The 19004-nt window shown below is 61.8% G+C and carries 16 protein-coding genes; 8 read left to right on the top strand and 8 right to left on the bottom strand.

Annotation, left to right across the window (positions count from 1 at the left end; all coding sequences use genetic code 11):
• Positions 1–12: 12 nt before the first annotated feature.
• Genes P406_RS09380 through pilG form a run of 6 tightly spaced genes read right to left on the bottom strand, consistent with a single transcriptional unit; the run spans position 13 to position 9974 of the window.
• Complete coding sequence (locus P406_RS09380) at positions 13–483, bottom strand: chemotaxis protein CheW (protein WP_003392217.1); 471 nt, start codon at positions 481–483, stop codon at positions 13–15.
• Positions 476–6457: an Hpt domain-containing protein gene (locus P406_RS09375; protein WP_046236032.1), complete on the bottom strand. Its 5982-nt coding sequence runs from the start codon at positions 6455–6457 to the stop codon at positions 476–478. Before P406_RS09375 ends, P406_RS09380 begins: the two co-directional genes overlap by 8 nt.
• Positions 6458–6504: 47 nt before the next feature.
• Complete coding sequence (locus P406_RS09370) at positions 6505–8547, bottom strand: methyl-accepting chemotaxis protein (RefSeq protein ID WP_003414357.1); 2043 nt, start codon at positions 8545–8547, stop codon at positions 6505–6507.
• A 50-nt stretch (positions 8548–8597) separates the two neighbouring features.
• Complete coding sequence (locus P406_RS09365) at positions 8598–9137, bottom strand: chemotaxis protein CheW (protein WP_003316742.1); 540 nt, start codon at positions 9135–9137, stop codon at positions 8598–8600.
• Positions 9138–9151: 14 nt separating this feature from the next.
• Complete coding sequence (gene pilH / locus P406_RS09360; protein ID WP_003316741.1) at positions 9152–9517, bottom strand: twitching motility response regulator PilH; 366 nt, start codon at positions 9515–9517, stop codon at positions 9152–9154.
• Positions 9518–9563: 46 nt separating this feature from the next.
• Positions 9564–9974 (bottom strand): twitching motility response regulator PilG, encoded by a 411-nt coding sequence (pilG, locus tag P406_RS09355; protein WP_002551738.1) that lies wholly within the window; start codon positions 9972–9974, stop codon positions 9564–9566.
• A gap of 254 nt (positions 9975–10228) precedes the next feature.
• Here pilG and gshB point away from each other — a divergent pair, with 254 nt between their 5' ends.
• The 7 genes from gshB to P406_RS09320 all read left to right on the top strand — a co-directional run bounded on the left by gshB (position 10229) and on the right by P406_RS09320 (position 16241).
• Positions 10229–11188, top strand: coding sequence for a glutathione synthase (gene gshB / locus P406_RS09350; RefSeq protein WP_003316740.1), 960 nt, complete (start codon positions 10229–10231; stop codon positions 11186–11188).
• Between the two features lie 166 nt (positions 11189–11354).
• Entirely contained in the window at positions 11355–12257 is a 903-nt protein-coding gene (locus P406_RS09345) for an energy transducer TonB (RefSeq protein WP_004414710.1), read from the top strand.
• 75 nt (positions 12258–12332) lie between these two features.
• A complete protein-coding gene (locus P406_RS09340; protein WP_046236031.1) occupies positions 12333–12905 on the top strand; it encodes a YqgE/AlgH family protein in 573 nt (190 codons plus the stop codon).
• Positions 12905–13345, top strand: coding sequence for a Holliday junction resolvase RuvX (gene ruvX, locus P406_RS09335; protein ID WP_002551734.1), 441 nt, complete (start codon positions 12905–12907; stop codon positions 13343–13345). The genes P406_RS09340 and ruvX overlap by 1 nt, the downstream gene beginning before the upstream one ends.
• A 98-nt stretch (positions 13346–13443) precedes the next feature.
• Positions 13444–13956 (top strand): bifunctional pyr operon transcriptional regulator/uracil phosphoribosyltransferase PyrR, encoded by a 513-nt coding sequence (pyrR, locus tag P406_RS09330; RefSeq protein ID WP_004409370.1) that lies wholly within the window; start codon positions 13444–13446, stop codon positions 13954–13956.
• Positions 13957–13968: 12 nt separating this feature from the next.
• On the top strand, positions 13969–14973 hold the full coding sequence (locus P406_RS09325) for an aspartate carbamoyltransferase catalytic subunit (protein WP_003316734.1): 1005 nt from the start codon (positions 13969–13971) through the stop codon (positions 14971–14973).
• Positions 14970–16241 (top strand): dihydroorotase, encoded by a 1272-nt coding sequence (locus P406_RS09320; RefSeq protein WP_003366140.1) that lies wholly within the window; start codon positions 14970–14972, stop codon positions 16239–16241. Before P406_RS09325 ends, P406_RS09320 begins: the two co-directional genes overlap by 4 nt.
• A 285-nt stretch (positions 16242–16526) precedes the next feature.
• On the opposite strand, the gene P406_RS09315 is transcribed toward P406_RS09320, so the two are convergent.
• Positions 16527–16931: an NINE protein gene (locus tag P406_RS09315; protein WP_003345171.1), complete on the bottom strand. Its 405-nt coding sequence runs from the start codon at positions 16929–16931 to the stop codon at positions 16527–16529.
• Positions 16932–17181: 250 nt separating this feature from the next.
• On the opposite strand from P406_RS09315, the gene P406_RS09310 reads away from it, so the two are divergent.
• A complete protein-coding gene (locus P406_RS09310; RefSeq protein WP_046236030.1) occupies positions 17182–17859 on the top strand; it encodes a C40 family peptidase in 678 nt (225 codons plus the stop codon).
• A 94-nt stretch (positions 17860–17953) separates the two neighbouring features.
• Here P406_RS09310 and P406_RS09305 read toward each other — a convergent pair whose 3' ends face one another.
• A complete protein-coding gene (locus P406_RS09305; protein WP_003345166.1) occupies positions 17954–18988 on the bottom strand; it encodes a type IV pilus twitching motility protein PilT in 1035 nt (344 codons plus the stop codon).
• Positions 18989–19004 lie beyond the last annotated feature (16 nt).

The following is a 19004-nucleotide window of genomic DNA, read 5'->3' as shown; positions in this document are numbered from 1 at the left end:
CGTCCTCTTTAACTATGACAGCCCTGCATCCACCAGCCATTGCTCCAGCCCTTCGAGGTCGGGAATGCGGGCTACGGTTTCGCCGATCTGTACGGCGGCCAGTTCCAGTTCGGCTAGCGGGACGTCGACGTAGCTCAACTGGCTGTCGACCTTGCACGAACGCGGGATGCCCTGGGTCAGCAGGGCGATGAACCTGACGTCGTTGCGTCCGCCCAGCGCGTTGAGCACCACGATCCGGGCTCGACCGCCAACGCGGGTGCGGCCTCCGCAGGCGGCTTCGAAGCTGAGCAGCGGCAAGGTCAGTTCGCGCCAGCTGATCGGCCCCAGATACCACTCGGGGGCGTCCGGCTCTGCGCTGCAATCCTGGTAATCGATCAACTCGGCGACCGCGACATTGGGCAGCAGCAGATGCCGGTCACTCAACGGCACCAGCAAGCCAGTCAGGCTGGTCAGACGGCTGGTCTGGAACGTACCTTCAGACATGCACCTGGCTCCAGTAAGCGATGCTCTCCAGCAACACGTTTTCCTGATACGGCTTGCTCAGGTACTCGTTGACGCCCACTGCCATCGCCCGATCGCGATGCTTCTGGCCCGAGCGGGAGGTGATCATGATGATAGGCAGGTCCTTGAGCTGTTCGTCCTGGCGGATCTGGCTGGCCACTTCAAAGCCGTCCATGCGCGGCATTTCGATATCGAGCAGCATGATGTCAGGCGTGTGCTCCTGCAACAGGGTCATGGCATCGACACCGTCCTTGGCGGTCAGCACATGCATGCCGTGGCGTTCCAGCAAGCGGCTGGTAACTTTACGCACCGTCACCGAATCGTCCACCACCATCACCAGCAACGGTCTGGCATGCTCGGCTTCGTGGTAGGCAGGTGCCAACCCTCTGAAAGGCAAGCCCTGCAAGGTACGAATCTGCGCCATCAGATCAAGAATCAGCACCACGCGGCCGTCACCCAGAATGGTCGCCCCGGAAATGCCCTGCACCCTGGAGAACTGCGTACCCAGGCTCTTGACCACGATCTCGCGCGAGCCTGCCAGCGCATCGACCTGCACCGCCACCCACTGATCCTGCAGATGCACCAGCAACACTGGCAGCGGCTGCAATTGCCCGGCCAGCCTGGGCGGACTGCTGCCCAGCAACTCGCCCAGATAACGCAATTCGTAACTGCGCCCGCCATATTGATAGCGCGGCGGGGTGGTCTGGTAATAGCCGTCCAGCTCATTGGCCATGACGCGCACGATGCCATCGACGGTATTGAGCGGTACCGCATACTGTTCTTCGCCGCACGTGACCATCAACGCGCGGTTGACCGACACCGAAATCGGCAGACGGATACGGAAGCGCGTGCCCTGGCCCGGTACCGAGTCGATGACCATCGAACCGCCCAGTTGCTTGACCTCGGCGTGCACCACATCCATGCCCACGCCACGGCCGGAAATCTGGGTGATGATCTCGCTGGTGGAAAACCCCGCCTGCAGGATGAACGGCAACACTTCATGGTCGGACAGATCGGCATCCGGATGGATCATGCCGCGCTTGATGGCCTTGCGACGTACTGCAGCAAGGTCAACGCCAGAGCCGTCATCGCTCAGTTCGATGACCATATCGCCGCCTTCGTACATCAGCTCCAGACTGATATGGCCCTGTTCCGGCTTGCCGACAGCGATGCGTTTTTCGGTGCTTTCAAGCCCGTGATCGACGGCGTTGCGCAGCATGTGCTCCAGTGGCGCGACCATTCGCTCCAGCACGTTGCGGTCCATTTCACCGTCGGCGTTGCCCACTTCGAAATGGACTTTCTTGTGCAGTTCCGAGGCCACCTGGCGCACCACGCGACGCAGGCGCGGCACCAACCGTTCGAACGGCACCATGCGCGTACGCATCAGGCCTTCCTGAAGCTGAGTGTTGACCCTGGCCTGTTGCGACAGCAGCGTTTCCGCGTCGCGAGCGCGCGCACCGAGGGTTTCCTTGAGGTCCATGAGGTCGGACGCCGATTCGAACAACGCGCGTGACAACTGCTGCAACTGCGAATGACGGTCCATTTCCAGCGGGTCGAACTCTTCATAGCCCAGTCGCTCGGCCTGGACCTGCTCACGGCTGAGAATGCGCCCCTGGGTTTCCATGTCCAGACGACGCAACTGATCGCGCATCCGCTCGATGGTGGTTTCCATCTCTACCAGAGCGATCTGTGAATCAATAATCTGCTGTTCGATACGTCCACGAAAGATGGAGGTTTCGCCGGCCAGGTTGACCAGGTCTTCCAGTTGCTCGGCAGGCACCTTGACCATTTCCGGACCGCTGCGCTCGGCCTCCCCTTCGGCGACCGGGGCCACGGCGACCACCGACTCCGGATGGACCTCCAGGTCCTGCGCAGCCAGCACAGCGCCCGACGGCTCGTCGGTGGCCAGTCTGCGAATGCTCTCAATCAGCAAGGTCGCGTCAGGCAGCGGCTTGTCACTGCGCACGGCATCGAGCATGTCGGCCAGCACATCCTGACCGCTCTGCAACAGCCCCATCATCAACGGCGCGGGCTGCAGGCTGCCGGCGGAAAGCCCCTCGTAAAGCGTCTCCAGCTCGTGGGCCAGATCGCCTATCGGAGCAATTTCCACCATCCGCGCGCCGCCCTTGAGGGTGTGCAGGTCGCGCAGCAGGTTTTCGACTTCCAGCATGTTGTGCGGATCGGCCTGCCAACGCGCCAATGCCGCGCCCGAGCTTTCCATGATGTCGAAACCTTCCTCGAGGAAGACTTCACGCAGCTCGGTGTCATGTTCGGGAAGATCTTCACTGGCGGCAGGCGAGGCTTGCACCTCGGGTCCGGCGCTCTCGAGCGTGCGGCAGTTGCGCAGCGCGTCGATCAAGGCCGAAGGGTCGCTGAGCGCTTCCTGCCGATACAGTTGCTCGAGCATAATCGCCAGATGGTCGTGGCTCTCGTGCAGCAGCTCGGCCAGCGCCGGCGAATGGTTGAAGCGCCGGTCGATCAAGCCTTCGTAGAGGTTTTCCAGTTCGTGGGCCAGATCGCCCACCTCGGCCACCTCAGCCATCCGCGCACCGCCCTTGAGGGTGTGCAGGTCGCGCTGCAAGGAGGCCAGCGGCGCAGGGTTTTCCGGATCGGCCAGCCAACGCTGCAAGGCTTGGCCGGCGCTGTCGAGGATATCGACGGCCTCTTCCAGAAATATCTCGACGATTTCGTCGTCCGGCCCGGCAACTTCAGTCTCAGTGTGCCCGGCCTCGCTGGCCAGCTGCGCGGTGGCGGCGTTGAGCTCGGTAACGCTCAAGGTGCGGTGGCCGTCGCTCTTGACCAGCCCGGTCGCCGACGGATCAAGCGCCTGATCCAGCAACTGGTTCAAGGCGCGCACGCATTCGGGACGTGGCTCGACATCCTGACCGGCAGCCACCTGATCAAGCATGTTGATCAGCGCTTCGTGAGCATTTTCTGCAACATCAAAAAACCGCTCGCTGACCGCCAGACTGCTTTCCTCGACCGCGCCGTAGAGGTCGAGCAAGGCTTCGCACAGCTCATCAACCTGCGGCAGGTCGGCCAGGTGCGCGCCATGACCGAGGGTGGTCAGTTCGTCGAGCAGCGCGCTCAGTTCCTGGCGTTCGCCGGGGTGCTGCCGCCAGCGCTGCAGCAGGTTCTCCGCGTCCAGCACGATGTCCATGCCCTCGGCCAGAAAACCGGCGAGCAGCGTGGGGTTGCGCTTGATCCGCAGGCCGCTGTCCGACTCGCGCAGCACCACGGTGAGGCGGTCGTTGAGCATCGCCAGGGCAGCCTCGATCAGCGGCGCGGCACCCGGAATATCCGCCAGCGGCGTGCTGTCCAGTTGTTCGAGGCCCTTGTGCAGCAACGGTTCGGCGCTGCGCAGCAGGACGAGCTCCGGTGAACCGATATCGATGAGGTTGGCCTTGTATTCACGCACTAACTGGTCGAGCGGGCTGGCCAGTTCGGCAATCGGCAGCACCCCGGCCATGTGCGCGCTGCCCTTGAGCGTATGCAGCGCACGCAGCACCGCGTCGCTGATCGCCGGCGACGCTGCTTGTTCGGCGTTGTCGAGGAAGCGACCGAGGGTGTTCAGATGGCCGAGCGCTTCCTGCCGGAAAATCTCCAGCAACTGTGGATCGAGCGGTTCGTCGGCAACAGGCTTGCCTGGCGCAGGGTCATCCACGGCCGACAGCGTCGGTGGCTCCAGCCCGTTGGCCAACGCATGGGCGCGAGCCGCCAACAGGTCGACATCGTCGCGCTGGCGCTGCGCATCTTCGGCAAAGTCGCGGATGACCGACGGCAGCAGCGCCTGCACTTCGCTCATCAGTTGCTGGACTTCGAGGCCCGGCATTACATCGCCTTCCAGCACCCGGTTGAGCAGGTTCTCCACCGACCAGGCCAGCTCGCTGAGGATCAGCGCACGCACCATCCGGCCGCTGCCCTTGAGGGTATGAAACGCACGGCGCACTTCGGTCAGCGCCGTGCTGTCCCAGTGGCCGTCGCGGCCGAGCGAGGCGAACCAGCGCGGCAGGTACTCACGCAGCGCGTCGAGCACCTCGTCGGCCTCTTCGAGAAACACATCGCGCAACTCTTCGTCCACCGCCTCTTCCCCGGCCGAGGGCGGCAACAGGCTGGTGGGTACGTTACGGGCGGGCGGGTTGACCGCCGAGACCGGGCTGGCGAGGACCTGGGCAATGGTTTGCGTGGGGCTGACCAGCGCCTTGCGGTCATCCAGTTCGAGCAACTCGTCCTGAGTGATGATCTCTTCGAGCAACGGCACTTCGAGGGTGTCCGCAGCGGGCGTATAGCCCAGCCGTGCCAGGCTTTGCTGGGCCATGTCCAGCACCTGGTCGCCCGGCGCCTGATGGTCTTCGAGCATGCGCTCCAGGTAATATTCGATGCCGGTGATGGTGTCGGCCAGGCAATCGAGCTGAACCCAGGTGGGACGGGTTTCGTCCACCAGCAGGTGTTCCTGAATGTATTCGTTGCAGGCGGCCAGCAGGCTGGCCGCACGGGCCAGCGGGATCATGGCCAGCGCACCCCGAACCTGCACGATCAGCGCGCACAGCGGATCGAGCCGCTGTCGGTCCCACTCGCCGTCGATGTAATCGAGGATCACGTCCTTGGCCTGCTGCAACACCGTGCGGGCTTCGCGAATCACCAGTTGATGAATCTGCGTCAGGTCGGTGGTCGGCAGGCGGCTTTCTTCGCGGCTGACCTGCTCGTGGCTCCCGGCCATGCCGGCAAGGGTCGATTCGACGTAGAGCAAGGCACCCGCGACATCCATCAGCGCAGCGTCGCTAGGCTCGCGCTGCCCCTGCGCCAGACCGAGGACCACAGACAACTGATCGATGATCACCTTGCGCGGCTGGCCGAAACCCAGAACCGCCAGGGTATCGGCAATCTGCCGCAACGGCGGCAGCAACGCGTTGAGCTCGCTGACATGCTGACGGTCGCCGCGCACGAACACGTCGAGCCGTTCCTTGACCCTGACCAGCCCTTCGCACAAGGCCACGATCACCGAACGCATGGCGTCTCGGTCCGGACCGGCCATGCGGGCGCGCTCTTCGTTGACCACGTCGTTGCCGGGCAAGGCATCGGCCAGCGCGTACTGGTCCTTGAGGTCGAGCATCTTCGGCGCCAGGCTGTCGGACTTGGCGATGTAGAACAGCAGGCTTTTCAACAGCTCTTCGGGGGCGGGCTGATTGATGCCGATGACGCCCTGCTCGGCCAGCCGCTTGAGTTCCTTGTCGGCGTCCTTCAACAGGCTGCGCAGCGCCGGGCTGTTGGTGAAGTTGCCGTTGAGCATGGTTTCAACCAGGGCCGAGGCGATCCGCCAAAGCGCACCGAGCGGCGCGTCTTCGCACAACTGCTCAAGCCGGGCAAACACCTTGGCCATGTAACCGAGCTGGGTCTGCACGCCCTGCTCGCGCATCAGGCCGGCCAGCGCCGCCTGCAGGGTCTGGCGCAGCTTGCGCAGCAGGTTGGGCAATTCCGGGGTATTGCGCCGCGCCAGCTCCTCTTCATCAAGCGCCGGCACGACGACCAGCTGCGGGGCGAACAGGCTGGTTTCCGAGAGCAGACTTTCGCCCCGCGCGCTACGCAGGTCATTGAGCAGTGGCAAGACCACGAGCGGCAGGTCGCGGCGCGCGGAATGAATGCGCTCCAGGTAAACCGGCAACTGACTCATGGCCTGGATCAGCAGTTGCTCGGACTCGATCGGATGGCTGACACGGTTCTGCTGGACCGCCAGCGCCAGTTGCTCGATTTCCTCGGCCAGCAACGCGGCGCCGTAGAACTCGATCATCTGCAGACTGCCGTGAACCTGATGCACCAGGTTCAGGCACTCGGCCATCGCCGCAGCGTTGGCCGGGTCTTCGATGAACAGGTCCAGCGACTGACGGGCCTGGCGCAACGTTTCGGCGATCTCGCCCTTCAGCCACTCAAGAGCAACGTAATCGTGACGATCAGCCATGACGAGTACCGTCCGTTACCCAATCAAGGTTGTTCATGAGCGGCACATCATCCGGCTTTTTTCGATGACGGCAGGGCAAAGCCCGATACCGAGCGGCGCATTTCGCTGGCCATCTTCGCCAGATTCCCGATGCTTTCAGCGGTGGCCGAGGTGCCCGAGGTGGTCTGCGATGTGGTCTGCTGAATGACGGTCATGATCTGCGAAATCTGCCCGGCAGACTCGGCCTGTTGGTGGGCGGCATCGGTGATACTTTCGATCAGCTCGGCCAGCACCCTGGACACCCCTTCGATTTCCCCCAGCGCCACCCCGGCGTCCTGCGCCAGGCGTGCGCCGCGCACCACTTCGCTGGTGGTCTGCTCCATGGAGATAACCGCCTCGTTGGTGTCGTTCTGGATGGCCCGGACCAGCGTTTCGATCTGCTTGGTCGCAGACGACGAACGCTCGGCCAGCCGCTGTACTTCGTCAGCCACCACGGCAAACCCTCGTCCGGCATCACCGGCCATCGACGCCTGAATGGCAGCGTTCAAGGCCAGAATATTGGTCTGGTCGGCAATGTCGTCGATCAGGCTGACGATGTCGCCAATCTCTTGGGATGACTCGCCCAGACGTTTGATGCGCTTGGAGGTGTCCTGAATCTGCTCGCGAATGTTGTCCATGCCATGAATGGTGTTTTGCACGACCTCGTTGCCTTTATTGGCAATCGTCACGGAACGCTCCGCCACGGCCGAGGACTCCGAGGCGTTGGTCGAAACCTGATCGATGGACGCCGCCATGTCGTTGATCGCCGTCGACGCCGCACTGATCTGCAACGCCTGATGCTCTGAGGCAGCCGACAACTGCATGGCCGTCGCCTGGGTTTCGGTCACCGCAGCCGCCACCTGCTCGGCGGTCAGGTTGATGGTTACCACCAGCTCGCGCAATTGATCGATGGAGTAATTGATGGAGTCGGCAATCGCCCCGGTGAAGTCCTCGGTCACCGAGGCCGTGACCGTCAGGTCGCCGTCGGCGAGGTTCTCGATCTCGTCCAGCAGACGCATGATCGCCGTCTGGTTGCGCTCGCTCTTCTGCGCGGTTTCGCGCAACTGGCGATTGGTCTCACGCACCATGACCAGACCGATGAGGATGATCGACGCCAGTGCCAGCAAGCCCAGCACATAGCCGCCGACGGTGTTCACGGTGCGGCGCTTGGCGAGGTTTTCCAGGCTGTTGGCGAGTACCGAGGTCTCATCCAGCAGGGTTTGTGAGGTGTTGAAGATGTTGCCCGAGGCCTCGCGCACCTGATACAGCTCGGGCGAGGTTTCGAGAATCTCGTCCACGGAGCCTGAGACGAATTCGAACAGTTCGGCGATCTCCGCCAGCCGCGCCCGCGCATCGCGGTCCTCGACCTGGGATATGCGCAGCGTGGCGTTGCCCTCCAGCATGCCGTTGAGCACACGCCCGAACTGACTGGCGTCGCGGCCAAAGGCATCGGCGGCCTGCACAGCCGTTTCATCACCGGCCAGCACGGTGTTGACCGAGCCGAGAATCCGTTCTGCGAGCAGCGCCTGGCGCTGCGCAACCACCACCTGTGCGGCAGGGGCACGGCTTTGCAGGAGGTTCTCGACGACTTTTTCGTATTCGGCCTGCAATTGCGGAATGGTTTCGGCCAGCGTTGCCGCCACCTGATGCAGCGACAGAACGGTTTGTTCGCTGGCCAGAATCACGTCGGTGCTCTTGCGCAGCCCTTCCCAGTCACGTTGCACGGTGCGCAATTCGTCGCGTATCAGATCAGGAGCCGCAGGCAAGCCGGTGGCCGGGTCGCCTTTTCTCAGGTAGCCCCAGCGCACGTCGAAATCGTTTCGCGCATCGGCCAGCAACTTGAACGCCTGGGTTTTGCCGGCAGCCGCTTCGGTGGCGTTTTTCGCGATGCGTTGCGACAGGACGCGCAGCTCACCGGCATGCCCGATGTACTGTTTGTCGTAGTTGGACTGAGTGTTGAGGTAGGCGAAGTTGGCGAACAGCAACATGATGAAAACGATAAGCGCCACGAACAGCAGAATAATCTGCGTCCGGCTTCTTGCGCCTTCCCTTGACCGGTCTGTACTACTCATTAATCAGGCCCCCGCCTGGATCAATTGTGAAACACACCAGGCCCGACATGCTAGGACGCCAGGTCCATGAAATCCGCAGACTGCACCAGCGCCCACGGGCTGAATATCTGCCACGCCTGCTCGCGGATAAATTGCCCGCGCAGGAACGGCACCATACGCTGATCCATGTCCTGCGGGGTCTGGGGTATGAGGCTCAACTGACTGAAACGTTGCATGCCGAACACTTCATCGACCAGCAGACCGGCAAATACGTCATGGTGCTCGACCACCAGCACCCGGCGCTGTTTGCGCACCGGCGCCAGTTCGTGGCCGAAAAACCCGCACAGATCCATGAGTGGCAGCAACCGACCGCGCAGATTGGCGATACCCGCCACCCAGAACTTCACACCGGGCATTACCGCATGATGGGGTTCGTGAAGGATTTCGGCGATCTCGCCGATCGGCGCGACAAAGCGTTGCTCGCCCATGCGAAAGCCGATGCCGACCCAGTCCTGCTGATGGGCTTCCTGCAGCGGCAGGCCCGCCGCCAGCGAACGACAGCGTCGATCCATATCCAGAAGCAGTTCAAAAGCGGTGCGCGGCTCGGCCATGGCGATTCCGGCAATCAGCCGGCCAGCACCGCATTCAGGGTTTTCATCAGGGTTTCTTCGTCCACCGGCTTGGTCAGGTAATCCCGCGCGCCCTGGCGTTTGCCCCAGACCTTGTCGGTCTCCTGATCCTTGGTAGTGATCATGATCACCGGGATCATGCTGGTGTCGGCATCCTTGGTCAGCTGGCGCGTGGCCTGAAAGCCGTTGAGCCCCGGCATGACGATGTCCATCAGCACGGCATCGGGCTTTTCCTGACGGGCCAGGGCCACGCCATCAGCGCCGTTTTCGGCCTTGAGCACTTCATGACCGTGCTTTTCCAGCATGCCGGTGAGTTTGTACATTTCAGTCGGCGAATCATCGACGATCAATATTCGAGCCATGGGTGTTCCCCGTCAGATTACGAGCGCGCGACATCAGGCGCGGGCGTCATGATATGTGTTGTTCTGCTGCAACGAAGCCCGGCACATGAGCCTTGATCGCGCTGAGCAGTTCTTCCTTGCTGAAAGGCTTGGTCAAAAACTGATCGGAACCGACAATCCGCCCCTTGGCCTTGTCGAACAGGCCGTCCTTGGAGGACAGCATGATGACCGGCGTCGACTTGAATGCCCGATTGTTCTTGATCAGCGCGCAGGTCTGATAACCGTCCAGACGCGGCATCATGATATCGACGAATATGATTCGCGGGTGGTTATCGGCAATCTTGGCCAGCGCGTCGAAACCGTCTATCGCAGTGATGACTTCACAGCCTGCGTTCTTGAGCAGTGTTTCGGCGGTGCGGCGGATGGTCTTCGAATCATCGATGACCATGACTTTCAGGGCGGAGGCGTGTTGTTCCATAGCTGCTCTTCCATCGCCGCAGCGAATTTTTGCGCATTCTGCGAGGCACTGGGAGCCTGACGGTATCGCTTCGTTGATCGACTGGGACCGAAGACCGGATGCCGAGCCTTTTTAGCACACTCTCCAGACGCAATCCATAAAGTGCACCTTGGCGCATCACGGCAGGCCTGCCCCTTGACCGGGAGCAATCGGAGCGCCACCCTGATGCCAATTTTACGGCCGTTGCGGCCCTTACCGATCAGAGGATATTGCCCATGAGCGTTCGCCTAGGGATTGTCATGGACCCCATTGAGCGCATTTCCTATAAAAAGGACAGCTCGCTGGCCATGCTGCTTGCCGCCCAGGAACGCGGCTGGTCGCTGTTCTATATGGAACAGAAAGACTTGTATCAGAACGCTGGTCAGGCCCGCGCACGCATGAAACCGCTCAAGGTGTTTGCCGATCCGGCCAAGTGGTTCGAGTTCGAAGCCGAAGTCGACGCAGGTCTGGACGACCTGGACGTGATCCTGATGCGCAAGGATCCGCCGTTCGATATGGAATTCGTCTACGCCACCTACCTGCTGGAGCAGGCCGAGCGTGCCGGGGTACTGGTGGTCAACAAGCCGCAGAGCCTGCGCGACTGCAACGAGAAGCTGTTCGCCACGCTGTTTCCGCAGTGCACGCCGCCGACGCTGGTCAGCCGCCGCGCGGACATCATCCGTGAATTCGCCGAACAGCATGGCGACGTGATCCTCAAGCCGCTGGACGGCATGGGCGGCGCGTCGATCTTCCGCCACCGTGCGGGCGATCCGAACCTGTCAGTGATCCTCGAAACCCTGACCGCCCACGGCACGCAGCAAATCATGGCGCAGGGTTACCTGCCGGCCATCAAGGACGGCGACAAACGCATTCTGATGGTCGATGGCGAACCGGTCCCGTATTGCCTGGCGCGCATCCCGGCAGCCGGCGAAACGCGTGGCAACCTGGCAGCAGGCGGACGTGGCGAGGCCCGTCCGTTGAGCGACAAGGACCGCTGGATCGCCGAACAGATCGGCCCGACCCTGCGTGAAAAAGGCCTGCTGTTCGTAGGCCTCGACGTGATCGGTGAGCACCTGACCGAAATCAACGTCACCAGCCCGACCTGCATCCGCGAAATCGACAACGCCTTCGGCACCAACATTGGTGGCCTGCTGATGGACGCGATCGAGAAGAAGCTGCAAGCGCGCAAGGGCTGATCAGCCGCTGACGCCGCTGGCCACGGACAACACCGTGCGCCACGGCGCCAGATCGATTCCCTTCGTCCGATCCGCAGCAGAGCGGCGCGGCACATTGCGTTATCATGCGCCACCTGTAACACGACACGGATTTTGACATGCAGGCTGACGAGATGCTGAACCGCCAATGACATCGATGGCCAACAACGACCTCCCCCTGGAACTCGCCAACGCCGGTGTGCGCCCTGCCGATCGCCTGGGCTTTACCATGATGATCGCGGCGCTGATTCACCTCGCGGTGATCCTTGGCGTGGGCTTCACCTATGTAAAGCCGGAGCAGATCTCGCAGACGCTGGAAATCACCCTGGCCACCTTCAAAAGCGAAGAAAAGCCCAAACAGGCTGACTTTCTGGCGCAAGACGATCAGCAGGGCAGCGGCACTCTGGACAAGGCCGAAACGCTCAAGACCACTGAGCTGGCGCCCTATCAGGACACCAAGGTCAACAAGGTCACGCCGCCCCCGGCCAGCAAGCCGGTGGTCAAACAGGAAGCACCTAAGACTGCCGTCGCGACCACCGCGCCCAGCCAGCAGAAAACCGTTGCCAAGCGCGACGAGGTCAAGCCCGAGCCCACCACCAAGGCCGCACCGACCTTCGACAGCTCGGAACTGAGCAACGAAATTGCCAGCCTGGAAGCCGAACTGTCGACCGAACAGCAGCTTTACGCCAAGCGCCCGAAGATCCACCGCCTCAATGCGGCATCGACCATGCGCGACAAAGGTGCCTGGTACAAGGATGACTGGCGCAAGAAGGTCGAGCGGGTCGGAAACCTGAACTATCCTGAGGAAGCACGACGCAAGCAGATCTACGGTAATTTGCGACTTCTTGTGTCAATCAATCGGGACGGCTCGTTGTATGAAGTGCTGGTGCTCGAATCTTCAGGACAGCCTTTGCTGGATCAGGCCGCACAGCGGATCGTGCGTCTGGCGGCGCCTTTTGCGCCGTTCACCGGCGATCTGGCGGATATCGATCGACTGGAGATCATTCGCACCTGGAAATTTGCACGCGGAGACAAGCTGTCAAGCAACTGAACTTTTTGCCAGCTGACGCCCGACACCCACACGTGTCAGTTGTCAGCCGGGCAAGGCAACGCCAAACTAGGGCTCATGAAAAAAGTCTCTCCGAGTTATCTCAAGCATCATTTCCTCATCGCCATGCCTCATATGCACGATGAGAACTTTGCTCAGACCTTGACCTACATTGTCGAGCACAACGCCAATGGCGCCATGGGGCTGGTGATCAACCGCCCGCAAAGCCTGACCCTGGCCGATGTGCTCGAACAACTGCGACCGGAACTTCCGGCACCGAGACACTGCCAGGACATCGTCATTCATACCGGCGGGCCGGTGCAGACCGATCGCGGCTTTGTGCTGCATCCCAGCGGCCAGAACTTTCAGGCGACGGTCAATCTTCCGGGCGGGATTTCCTTGTCGACCTCTCAGGATGTGCTGTTCTCCATCGCCGATGGCTACGGGCCTGATCAAAATGTGATCACCCTGGGTTACGCGGGCTGGGACGCCGGTCAACTGGACGCTGAAATGGCCGACAATGCCTGGCTGACCTGTTCGTTCGACCCGGCCATCCTGTTCGATGTCGACAGCGAGCAGCGTCTGGATGCTGCCGCCAGACGCCTGGGCATCAACCTCAACCTGATCTCGACCCAGGCGGGGCACGCTTGATGGCCGCCTTACGGCTGCTGCTGGGCATTGATTACGGCACCAAACAGATCGGCGTTGCGGTCGGCCAGGCGATTACCGGTCAGGCACGTGAACTCTGTACGCTCAAGGCGCAGAATGGCGTGCCGGACTGGGACAAGGTCCAGGCGCTGATCAACGAATGGAAACCTGATGCGATCGTGGTGGGTCTGCCGTTGAACATGGACGGCACACCCAGCGACATGAGCGCGCGCGCGGAAAAGTTTTCGCGCAAGCTCAACGGACGCTTTGGTGTAACGGTCTACACCCATGATGAACGCCTGACCACCTTCGAAGCCAAGGGCGAGCGCATGGCGCGCGGCGGCCAGAAAGGCAGCTATCGCGACAATCCGGTGGACGCCATTGCCGCTGCGCTGTTGCTGCAAGGCTGGCTGGATGAGCACCCCGAACTGTTGAATGTGTGACTTTTTCTGCCTTTATCGCTTCGAGATACCCGGATTCCACGTTATCGCTTGAGCATCGCGCCACGGACCGACGCTGCCCGAGCCTCTAAGGAGCAACCATGAGCCTGCCCGATCCCGCCGAACTGATTCGTCAGATGGCCACTGACCTGAACGCTCACCTGAGCAAGCGCGGCATCAGCGACCCTCGTTTCATCGGCATCCGCACTGGCGGTGTCTGGGTTGCCCAGGCGCTGCTCAAGGCATTGAACGACCCCGCTCCGCTGGGCACGCTGGACGTTTCGTTCTATCGCGATGATTTCAGCCAGAACGGCCTGCACCCTCAAGTGCGCCCTTCTGAACTGCCGTTCGAGATCGAAGGCCAGCACCTGGTGCTGATCGATGACGTGCTGATGAGCGGCCGTACCGTCCGCGCCGCACTCAACGAACTGTTCGATTACGGCCGCCCGGCCAGTGTCACGCTGGTCTGCCTGCTGGACCTGGACGCCGGTGAACTGCCGGTACGTCCGAACGTGGTCGGCGCCACTCTGTCGCTGGCACCGAATGAACGCATCAAGCTGTCCGGCCCCGAGCCGCTGGCGCTCGAACTTCAAGACCTCTCCACCGCCCTTTAAGAGTCCATTGCGATGACGCCTCTCGACGCCAAGCGCCCGCTGCAGCTCAACCACTTGGGCCAGCTGCGCCATTTCCTGTCTCTGGACGGCTTGCCCCGCGAGCTGCTTACCGAAATTCTCGACACGGCCGACTCGTTCCTCGAAGTCGGCGCCCGGGCGGTCAAGAAAGTCCCGTTGTTGCGCGGCAAGACGGTGTGCAACGTGTTCTTCGAGAACTCCACGCGCACCCGCACCACGTTTGAACTGGCGGCCCAGCGCCTGTCAGCCGACGTGATCACGCTGAACGTCTCGACCTCGTCCACCAGCAAGGGTGAAACGCTGTTCGACACCCTGCGCAACCTCGAAGCGATGGCCGCCGACATGTTCGTCGTGCGCCACGCGGACTCAGGTGCGGCGCACTTCATTGCCGAGCACGTCTGCCCGGACGTCGCGATCATCAACGGCGGCGACGGCCGCCATGCTCACCCGACCCAGGGCATGCTCGACATGCTGACCATCCGCCGTCACAAGGGCGGTTTCGAGAACCTGTCGGTGGCCATCGTCGGTGACATCCTGCATTCACGGGTGGCACGCTCCAATATGCTTGCGCTCAAGGCGCTGGGCTGCCCGGACATCCGCGTGATCGGACCGAAAACCCTGCTGCCGGTGGGCGTCGAACAATACGGGGTCAAGGTCTACACCGACCTCAACGAAGGTTTGAAGGACGTGGACGTGGTCATCATGCTGCGTCTGCAGCGCGAACGCATGACCGGTGGCCTGCTGCCCAGCGAAGGCGAGTTCTATCGCCTGTTCGGCCTGACCACTGCGCGTCTGGAAGCCGCGAAGCCGGATGCGATAGTCATGCACCCCGGCCCGATCAACCGCGGCGTGGAAATCGAATCGGCAGTGGCCGACGGCGCGCATTCGGTGATTCTCAATCAAGTGACTTACGGTATCGCGATCCGCATGGCGGTGCTGTCCATGGCCATGAGCGGACAGAACGCACAACGCCAATTCGAACAGGAGAACGCCCAGTGAAGCTCAGCATCCTCGGCGCTCGCGTCATCGACCCGGTCAGCGGGCTGGATCAAATCACTGACCTGCACCTCGAAGCAGGCAAACTCAGCGCCATCGGTTCGGCACCGGCAGGTTTCGAGCCCACCCAGACCATCGACGCTACCGGGCTGGTTGCAGCACCGGGCCTGGTCGACCTCAACGTATCCCTGCGCGAGCCTGGCTACAGTCGCAAGGGCAGCATCGCCAGCGAAACCCGCGCGGCGGTGGCAGGCGGCGTGACCAGCCTGTGCTGCCCGCCACGTACCAAGCCGGTGCTCGACACCTCGGCAGTGGCCGAGCTGATCCTGGATCGCGCCCGTGAGGCCGGATTCAGCAAGGTGTTCCCCATCGGGGCGCTGAGCAAGGGCCTGGAAGGCGAACAGCTGGCAGAACTGATCGCCCTGCGCGACGCAGGCTGCGTGGCCTTCGGCAACGGCCTGAGCAGCTTCAGCAACACCCGTACGCTGTGCCGGGCGCTGGAATATGCGGCGACCTTTGACCTGACGGTGATTTTCAACTCGCAGGATCGTGATCTGGCCGAAGGCGGTCTGGCGCACGATGGTCCGACGGCCAGCTTCCTGGGCCTGGCGGGCATTCCCGAGACGGCCGAGACCGTGGCGCTGGCTCGCGACCTGTTGCTGGTCGAACAGAGCGGTGTACGCGCGCACTTCAGCCAGCTGACCAGTGCACGTGGCGCGGCGCTGATCGCCCAGGCGCAGGCGCGCGGCCTGCCGGTGACGGCGGATGTCGCGCTGTATCAGTTGATTCTGACTGACGAGGCGCTGATCGACTTCTCCAGCCTCTATCACGTGCAGCCGCCACTGCGCACCCGCGCTGACCGCGATGGCCTGCGTGAAGCAGTGAAGAGCGGTGTCATCCAGGCGATTTCCAGCCATCACCAGCCGCACGAACGCGATGCCAAGCTGGCACCGTTTGGTGCTACGGAGCCGGGCATCAGCAGCGTCGAACTGCTGCTGCCGCTGGCCATGACGCTGGTGGATGACGGCCTGCTGGACCTGCCGACCCTGATCGCCCGCCTGAGCAGCGGCCCTGCCGCCGCGCTGCGCCTGCCGGCCGGCAAGCTGAGCGCAGGAGCGCCGGCCGACATCGTCCTGTTCGATCCTGCCGCCTCGACGGTTGCAGGCGAGACCTGGCTGTCAAAAGGCGAAAACTGCCCCTTCATCGGCCACTGTCTGCCGGGCTCGGTACGCTACACACTGGTGGATGGACGGATCAGCTACAGCCGTTGAGCCCGCTCCGGGCTCTCGCTCCCGCACAGAGCGCTCATCGTTATACACAAGTCCGCTTTTGATTCTGGCCGAAGGCCGTGGGAGCGAACTTGTTCGCGAAGGGTTTCGACTACCGTGCGACGCTCCGCGTCGGCATGCCGTTCTGGACGCTGTTCTGCGTCGAGTCTTGGGCATGCGGCGCGGCGCAGATTTGTGACGCGAAGCGTCACGACAGGCATTCCTAAGCAGAGCGTGAGGAACGATAGGTGTCCGGGCCGCGCTCTGCGTCAGCCCTTCGTCCCAGCCTTACCCGCGTCGGGCGTTCTTCATCGAGATCTGGTCATTCAATGTCCAGAAGTCATAAAGGATGCCGACCAGAAACAGCCCGCCGGTGAACAGGTAGATGATCCCGGTGATCCACTTGCCCTGATACATTCGGTGCACACCGAACAGGCCGAGGAAGGTCAGCAGCACCCACGCCACGCTGTAGTCGGTGGAGCCGGGTGTAAATCGCAGGTCGGCGTCACGGTCCATCGACGGGATCAGGAACAGGTCGATCAGCCAGCCAATTCCAAACAGACCGAACGTGAAGAACCAGATGGTCCCGGTAACCGGTTTGCCGTAGTAGAAGCGATGCGCTCCCAGGAAGCCGAAAATCCACATCAGGTAGCCCATGACCTTGCTGTGTGTGTCTGAACGATAGGCGTTCATTTTTGCCCTCTTTGCGCTGATAGAAAAAAATACATAACAAAATTGTGACTTGGTTTCCCTATTCCGACGCATGGCACATGAGGCGGTTTAATGCCGCCAAGCCCTTGTCGCTAAAGGGATTAGCCCGAAAAAAGAAAGAGTCTGTCGCATAAAACGCAATGATGCCACTGTGATGCGCTCGACAAATGGGGTCAGTTTTTTTGAAAAAGCTGTTATAAAGTTGCGCGCTGACCACCATGAGCCCTGCCGAATGCGTCCTTTTTTCAAGACATGGCTAACCATTTGCCTATTTATGCCTCTGGCCGCCCACGCCACCAATCGTGAGCAACAACTTCCTGCGAGCTTCTCGGGCTACACCGCCAAAAGCCACTCTTCACCGGCACTCGCGACTCGCAATGCACCCAAGGAAGCCACCACCACCCGAACTCAGTACGGCGCTACCAGCGCTGTCCAGAAGCCACTTTCACGCAAGAACGCCAAGAAAGTCGCGGCCTTGCAGGCTCCCGCCCCCGCCAAGCAAGGCAGCGCCGTTGTAAAGCGCGCCTTGCAGGCTGTGGGCACGCCTTATCGCTGGGGCGGCACCACGCCCGGCAAAGGCCTGGACTGCAGCGGACTGGTCAAATACGCCTACACGGATGTCCGTGAGGTCGACCTGCCACGCACCTCCAATGCCATGGCCCAGGGTCGCGGTCAGACGGTGGATCGCAAGGACCTGAAACCCGGTGATCTGCTGTTCTTCAACATCAAGAGCCGCAACATCAACCACGTCGCCATTTACCTGGGCGACAACAAGTTCGTTCATGCGCCGCGCCGTGGCAAGGCCGTAACTGTCGATACGCTGAACAAACCGTATTGGAACAGCCACTACAAGATCGCCAAGCGTGTGTTGCCCAAGCAACCAGGGCAAATGCGTGTGGTTCAGCGCTGATACTGGCCTGAATCCGCGGTCTGCAAGCCGCATCTGAAAAAGGGGTCTTGAACGCGTTCAAGACCCCTTTTTCGTTCCTGCAGTATCCCTGCGATCAGAAGTTGTCCGGCACCTTGGCGCGTTCGCGTGCGCTTTCGCGGGTGATCAGCCCCTTCTTCACCAGATCGGCCAGGCACATGTCCAGCGTCTGCATGCCCATCGAGCCGCCCGTCTGGATCGACGAATACATCTGCGCCACCTTGTCCTCGCGAATCAGGTTACGGATCGCCGGGGTGCCCATCATGATTTCGTGCGCCGCCACGCGTCCGCCGCCGACCTTCTTGAGCAACGCCTGCGAGACCACGGCGTGCAGCGATTCGGAGAGCATCGAGCGAATCATCGATTTTTCCTGAGCAGGAAACACGTCGACGATCCGGTCGATGGTCTTGGCCGCTGACGTGGTGTGCAGCGTGCCGAATACCAGATGGCCGGTCTCAGCAGCGGTCAGCGCCAGGCGGATGGTCTCCAGGTCACGCATTTCACCGACCAGAATCACGTCCGGGTCTTCACGCAACGCCGAGCGCAGCGCCTCCGAGAAGCCCAGCGTGTCGCGGTGCACCTCGCGCTGGTTGACCAGGCACTTCTTCGACTCGTGGACGAATTCGATCGGGTCCTCGATGGTCAGGATATGGTGATGCTTGTTGCAATTGAGGTAGTCGATCATCGCCGCCAGGGTGGTCGACTTGCCTGAGCCGGTCGGACCGGTGACCAGAATCAGGCCTCGCGCCACGTCGGTAATCTTGCGAAACACATTGCCCATGCCCAAGTCTTCCATGCTCAGGATTTTCGAGGGAATGGTCCGGAATACCGCGCCGGCACCGCGATTCTGGTTGAAGGCGTTGACCCGAAACCGCGCCACGCCCGGCACTTCGAAGGAAAAGTCGGTTTCCAGACGCTCTTCGAAGTCTTGCCGTTGCTTGTCGTTCATGATGTCGTAGATCAGCGCCTTGACCTCCTTCGCGTCCAGCGGGGGCAGGTTGATACGCCGTACATCGCCGTCGACGCGGATCATCGGCGGCAGACCTGCAGAGAGGTGCAAGTCCGACGCGCCCTGTTTGGCACTGAAGGCCAGCAGCTCGGTAATATCCATACAGCTCCTCAATCAC

The sequence above is a fragment of the Pseudomonas syringae pv. coryli str. NCPPB 4273 genome, from assembly GCF_000972175.1.
Lineage (GTDB): Bacteria > Pseudomonadota > Gammaproteobacteria > Pseudomonadales > Pseudomonadaceae > Aquipseudomonas > Aquipseudomonas syringae.
This window is presented reverse-complemented; position numbering and strand designations above follow the sequence as displayed.

Coding starts and splice junctions, on each gene's coding strand:
- P406_RS09380 (WP_003392217.1), bottom strand. CDS start 483: ATGTCTGAAGGTACGTTCCAGACCAGCCGTCTGACCAGCCTGACTGGC.
- P406_RS09375 (WP_046236032.1), bottom strand. CDS start 6,457: ATGGCTGATCGTCACGATTACGTTGCTCTTGAGTGGCTGAAGGGCGAG.
- P406_RS09370 (WP_003414357.1), bottom strand. CDS start 8,547: ATGAGTAGTACAGACCGGTCAAGGGAAGGCGCAAGAAGCCGGACGCAG.
- P406_RS09365 (WP_003316742.1), bottom strand. CDS start 9,137: ATGGCCGAGCCGCGCACCGCTTTTGAACTGCTTCTGGATATGGATCGA.
- pilH (WP_003316741.1), bottom strand. CDS start 9,517: ATGGCTCGAATATTGATCGTCGATGATTCGCCGACTGAAATGTACAAA.
- pilG (WP_002551738.1), bottom strand. CDS start 9,974: ATGGAACAACACGCCTCCGCCCTGAAAGTCATGGTCATCGATGATTCG.
- gshB (WP_003316740.1), top strand. CDS start 10,229: ATGAGCGTTCGCCTAGGGATTGTCATGGACCCCATTGAGCGCATTTCC.
- P406_RS09345 (WP_004414710.1), top strand. CDS start 11,355: ATGACATCGATGGCCAACAACGACCTCCCCCTGGAACTCGCCAACGCC.
- P406_RS09340 (WP_046236031.1), top strand. CDS start 12,333: ATGAAAAAAGTCTCTCCGAGTTATCTCAAGCATCATTTCCTCATCGCC.
- ruvX (WP_002551734.1), top strand. CDS start 12,905: ATGGCCGCCTTACGGCTGCTGCTGGGCATTGATTACGGCACCAAACAG.
- pyrR (WP_004409370.1), top strand. CDS start 13,444: ATGAGCCTGCCCGATCCCGCCGAACTGATTCGTCAGATGGCCACTGAC.
- P406_RS09325 (WP_003316734.1), top strand. CDS start 13,969: ATGACGCCTCTCGACGCCAAGCGCCCGCTGCAGCTCAACCACTTGGGC.
- P406_RS09315 (WP_003345171.1), bottom strand. CDS start 16,931: ATGAACGCCTATCGTTCAGACACACACAGCAAGGTCATGGGCTACCTG.
- P406_RS09310 (WP_046236030.1), top strand. CDS start 17,182: ATGCGTCCTTTTTTCAAGACATGGCTAACCATTTGCCTATTTATGCCT.
- P406_RS09305 (WP_003345166.1), bottom strand. CDS start 18,988: ATGGATATTACCGAGCTGCTGGCCTTCAGTGCCAAACAGGGCGCGTCG.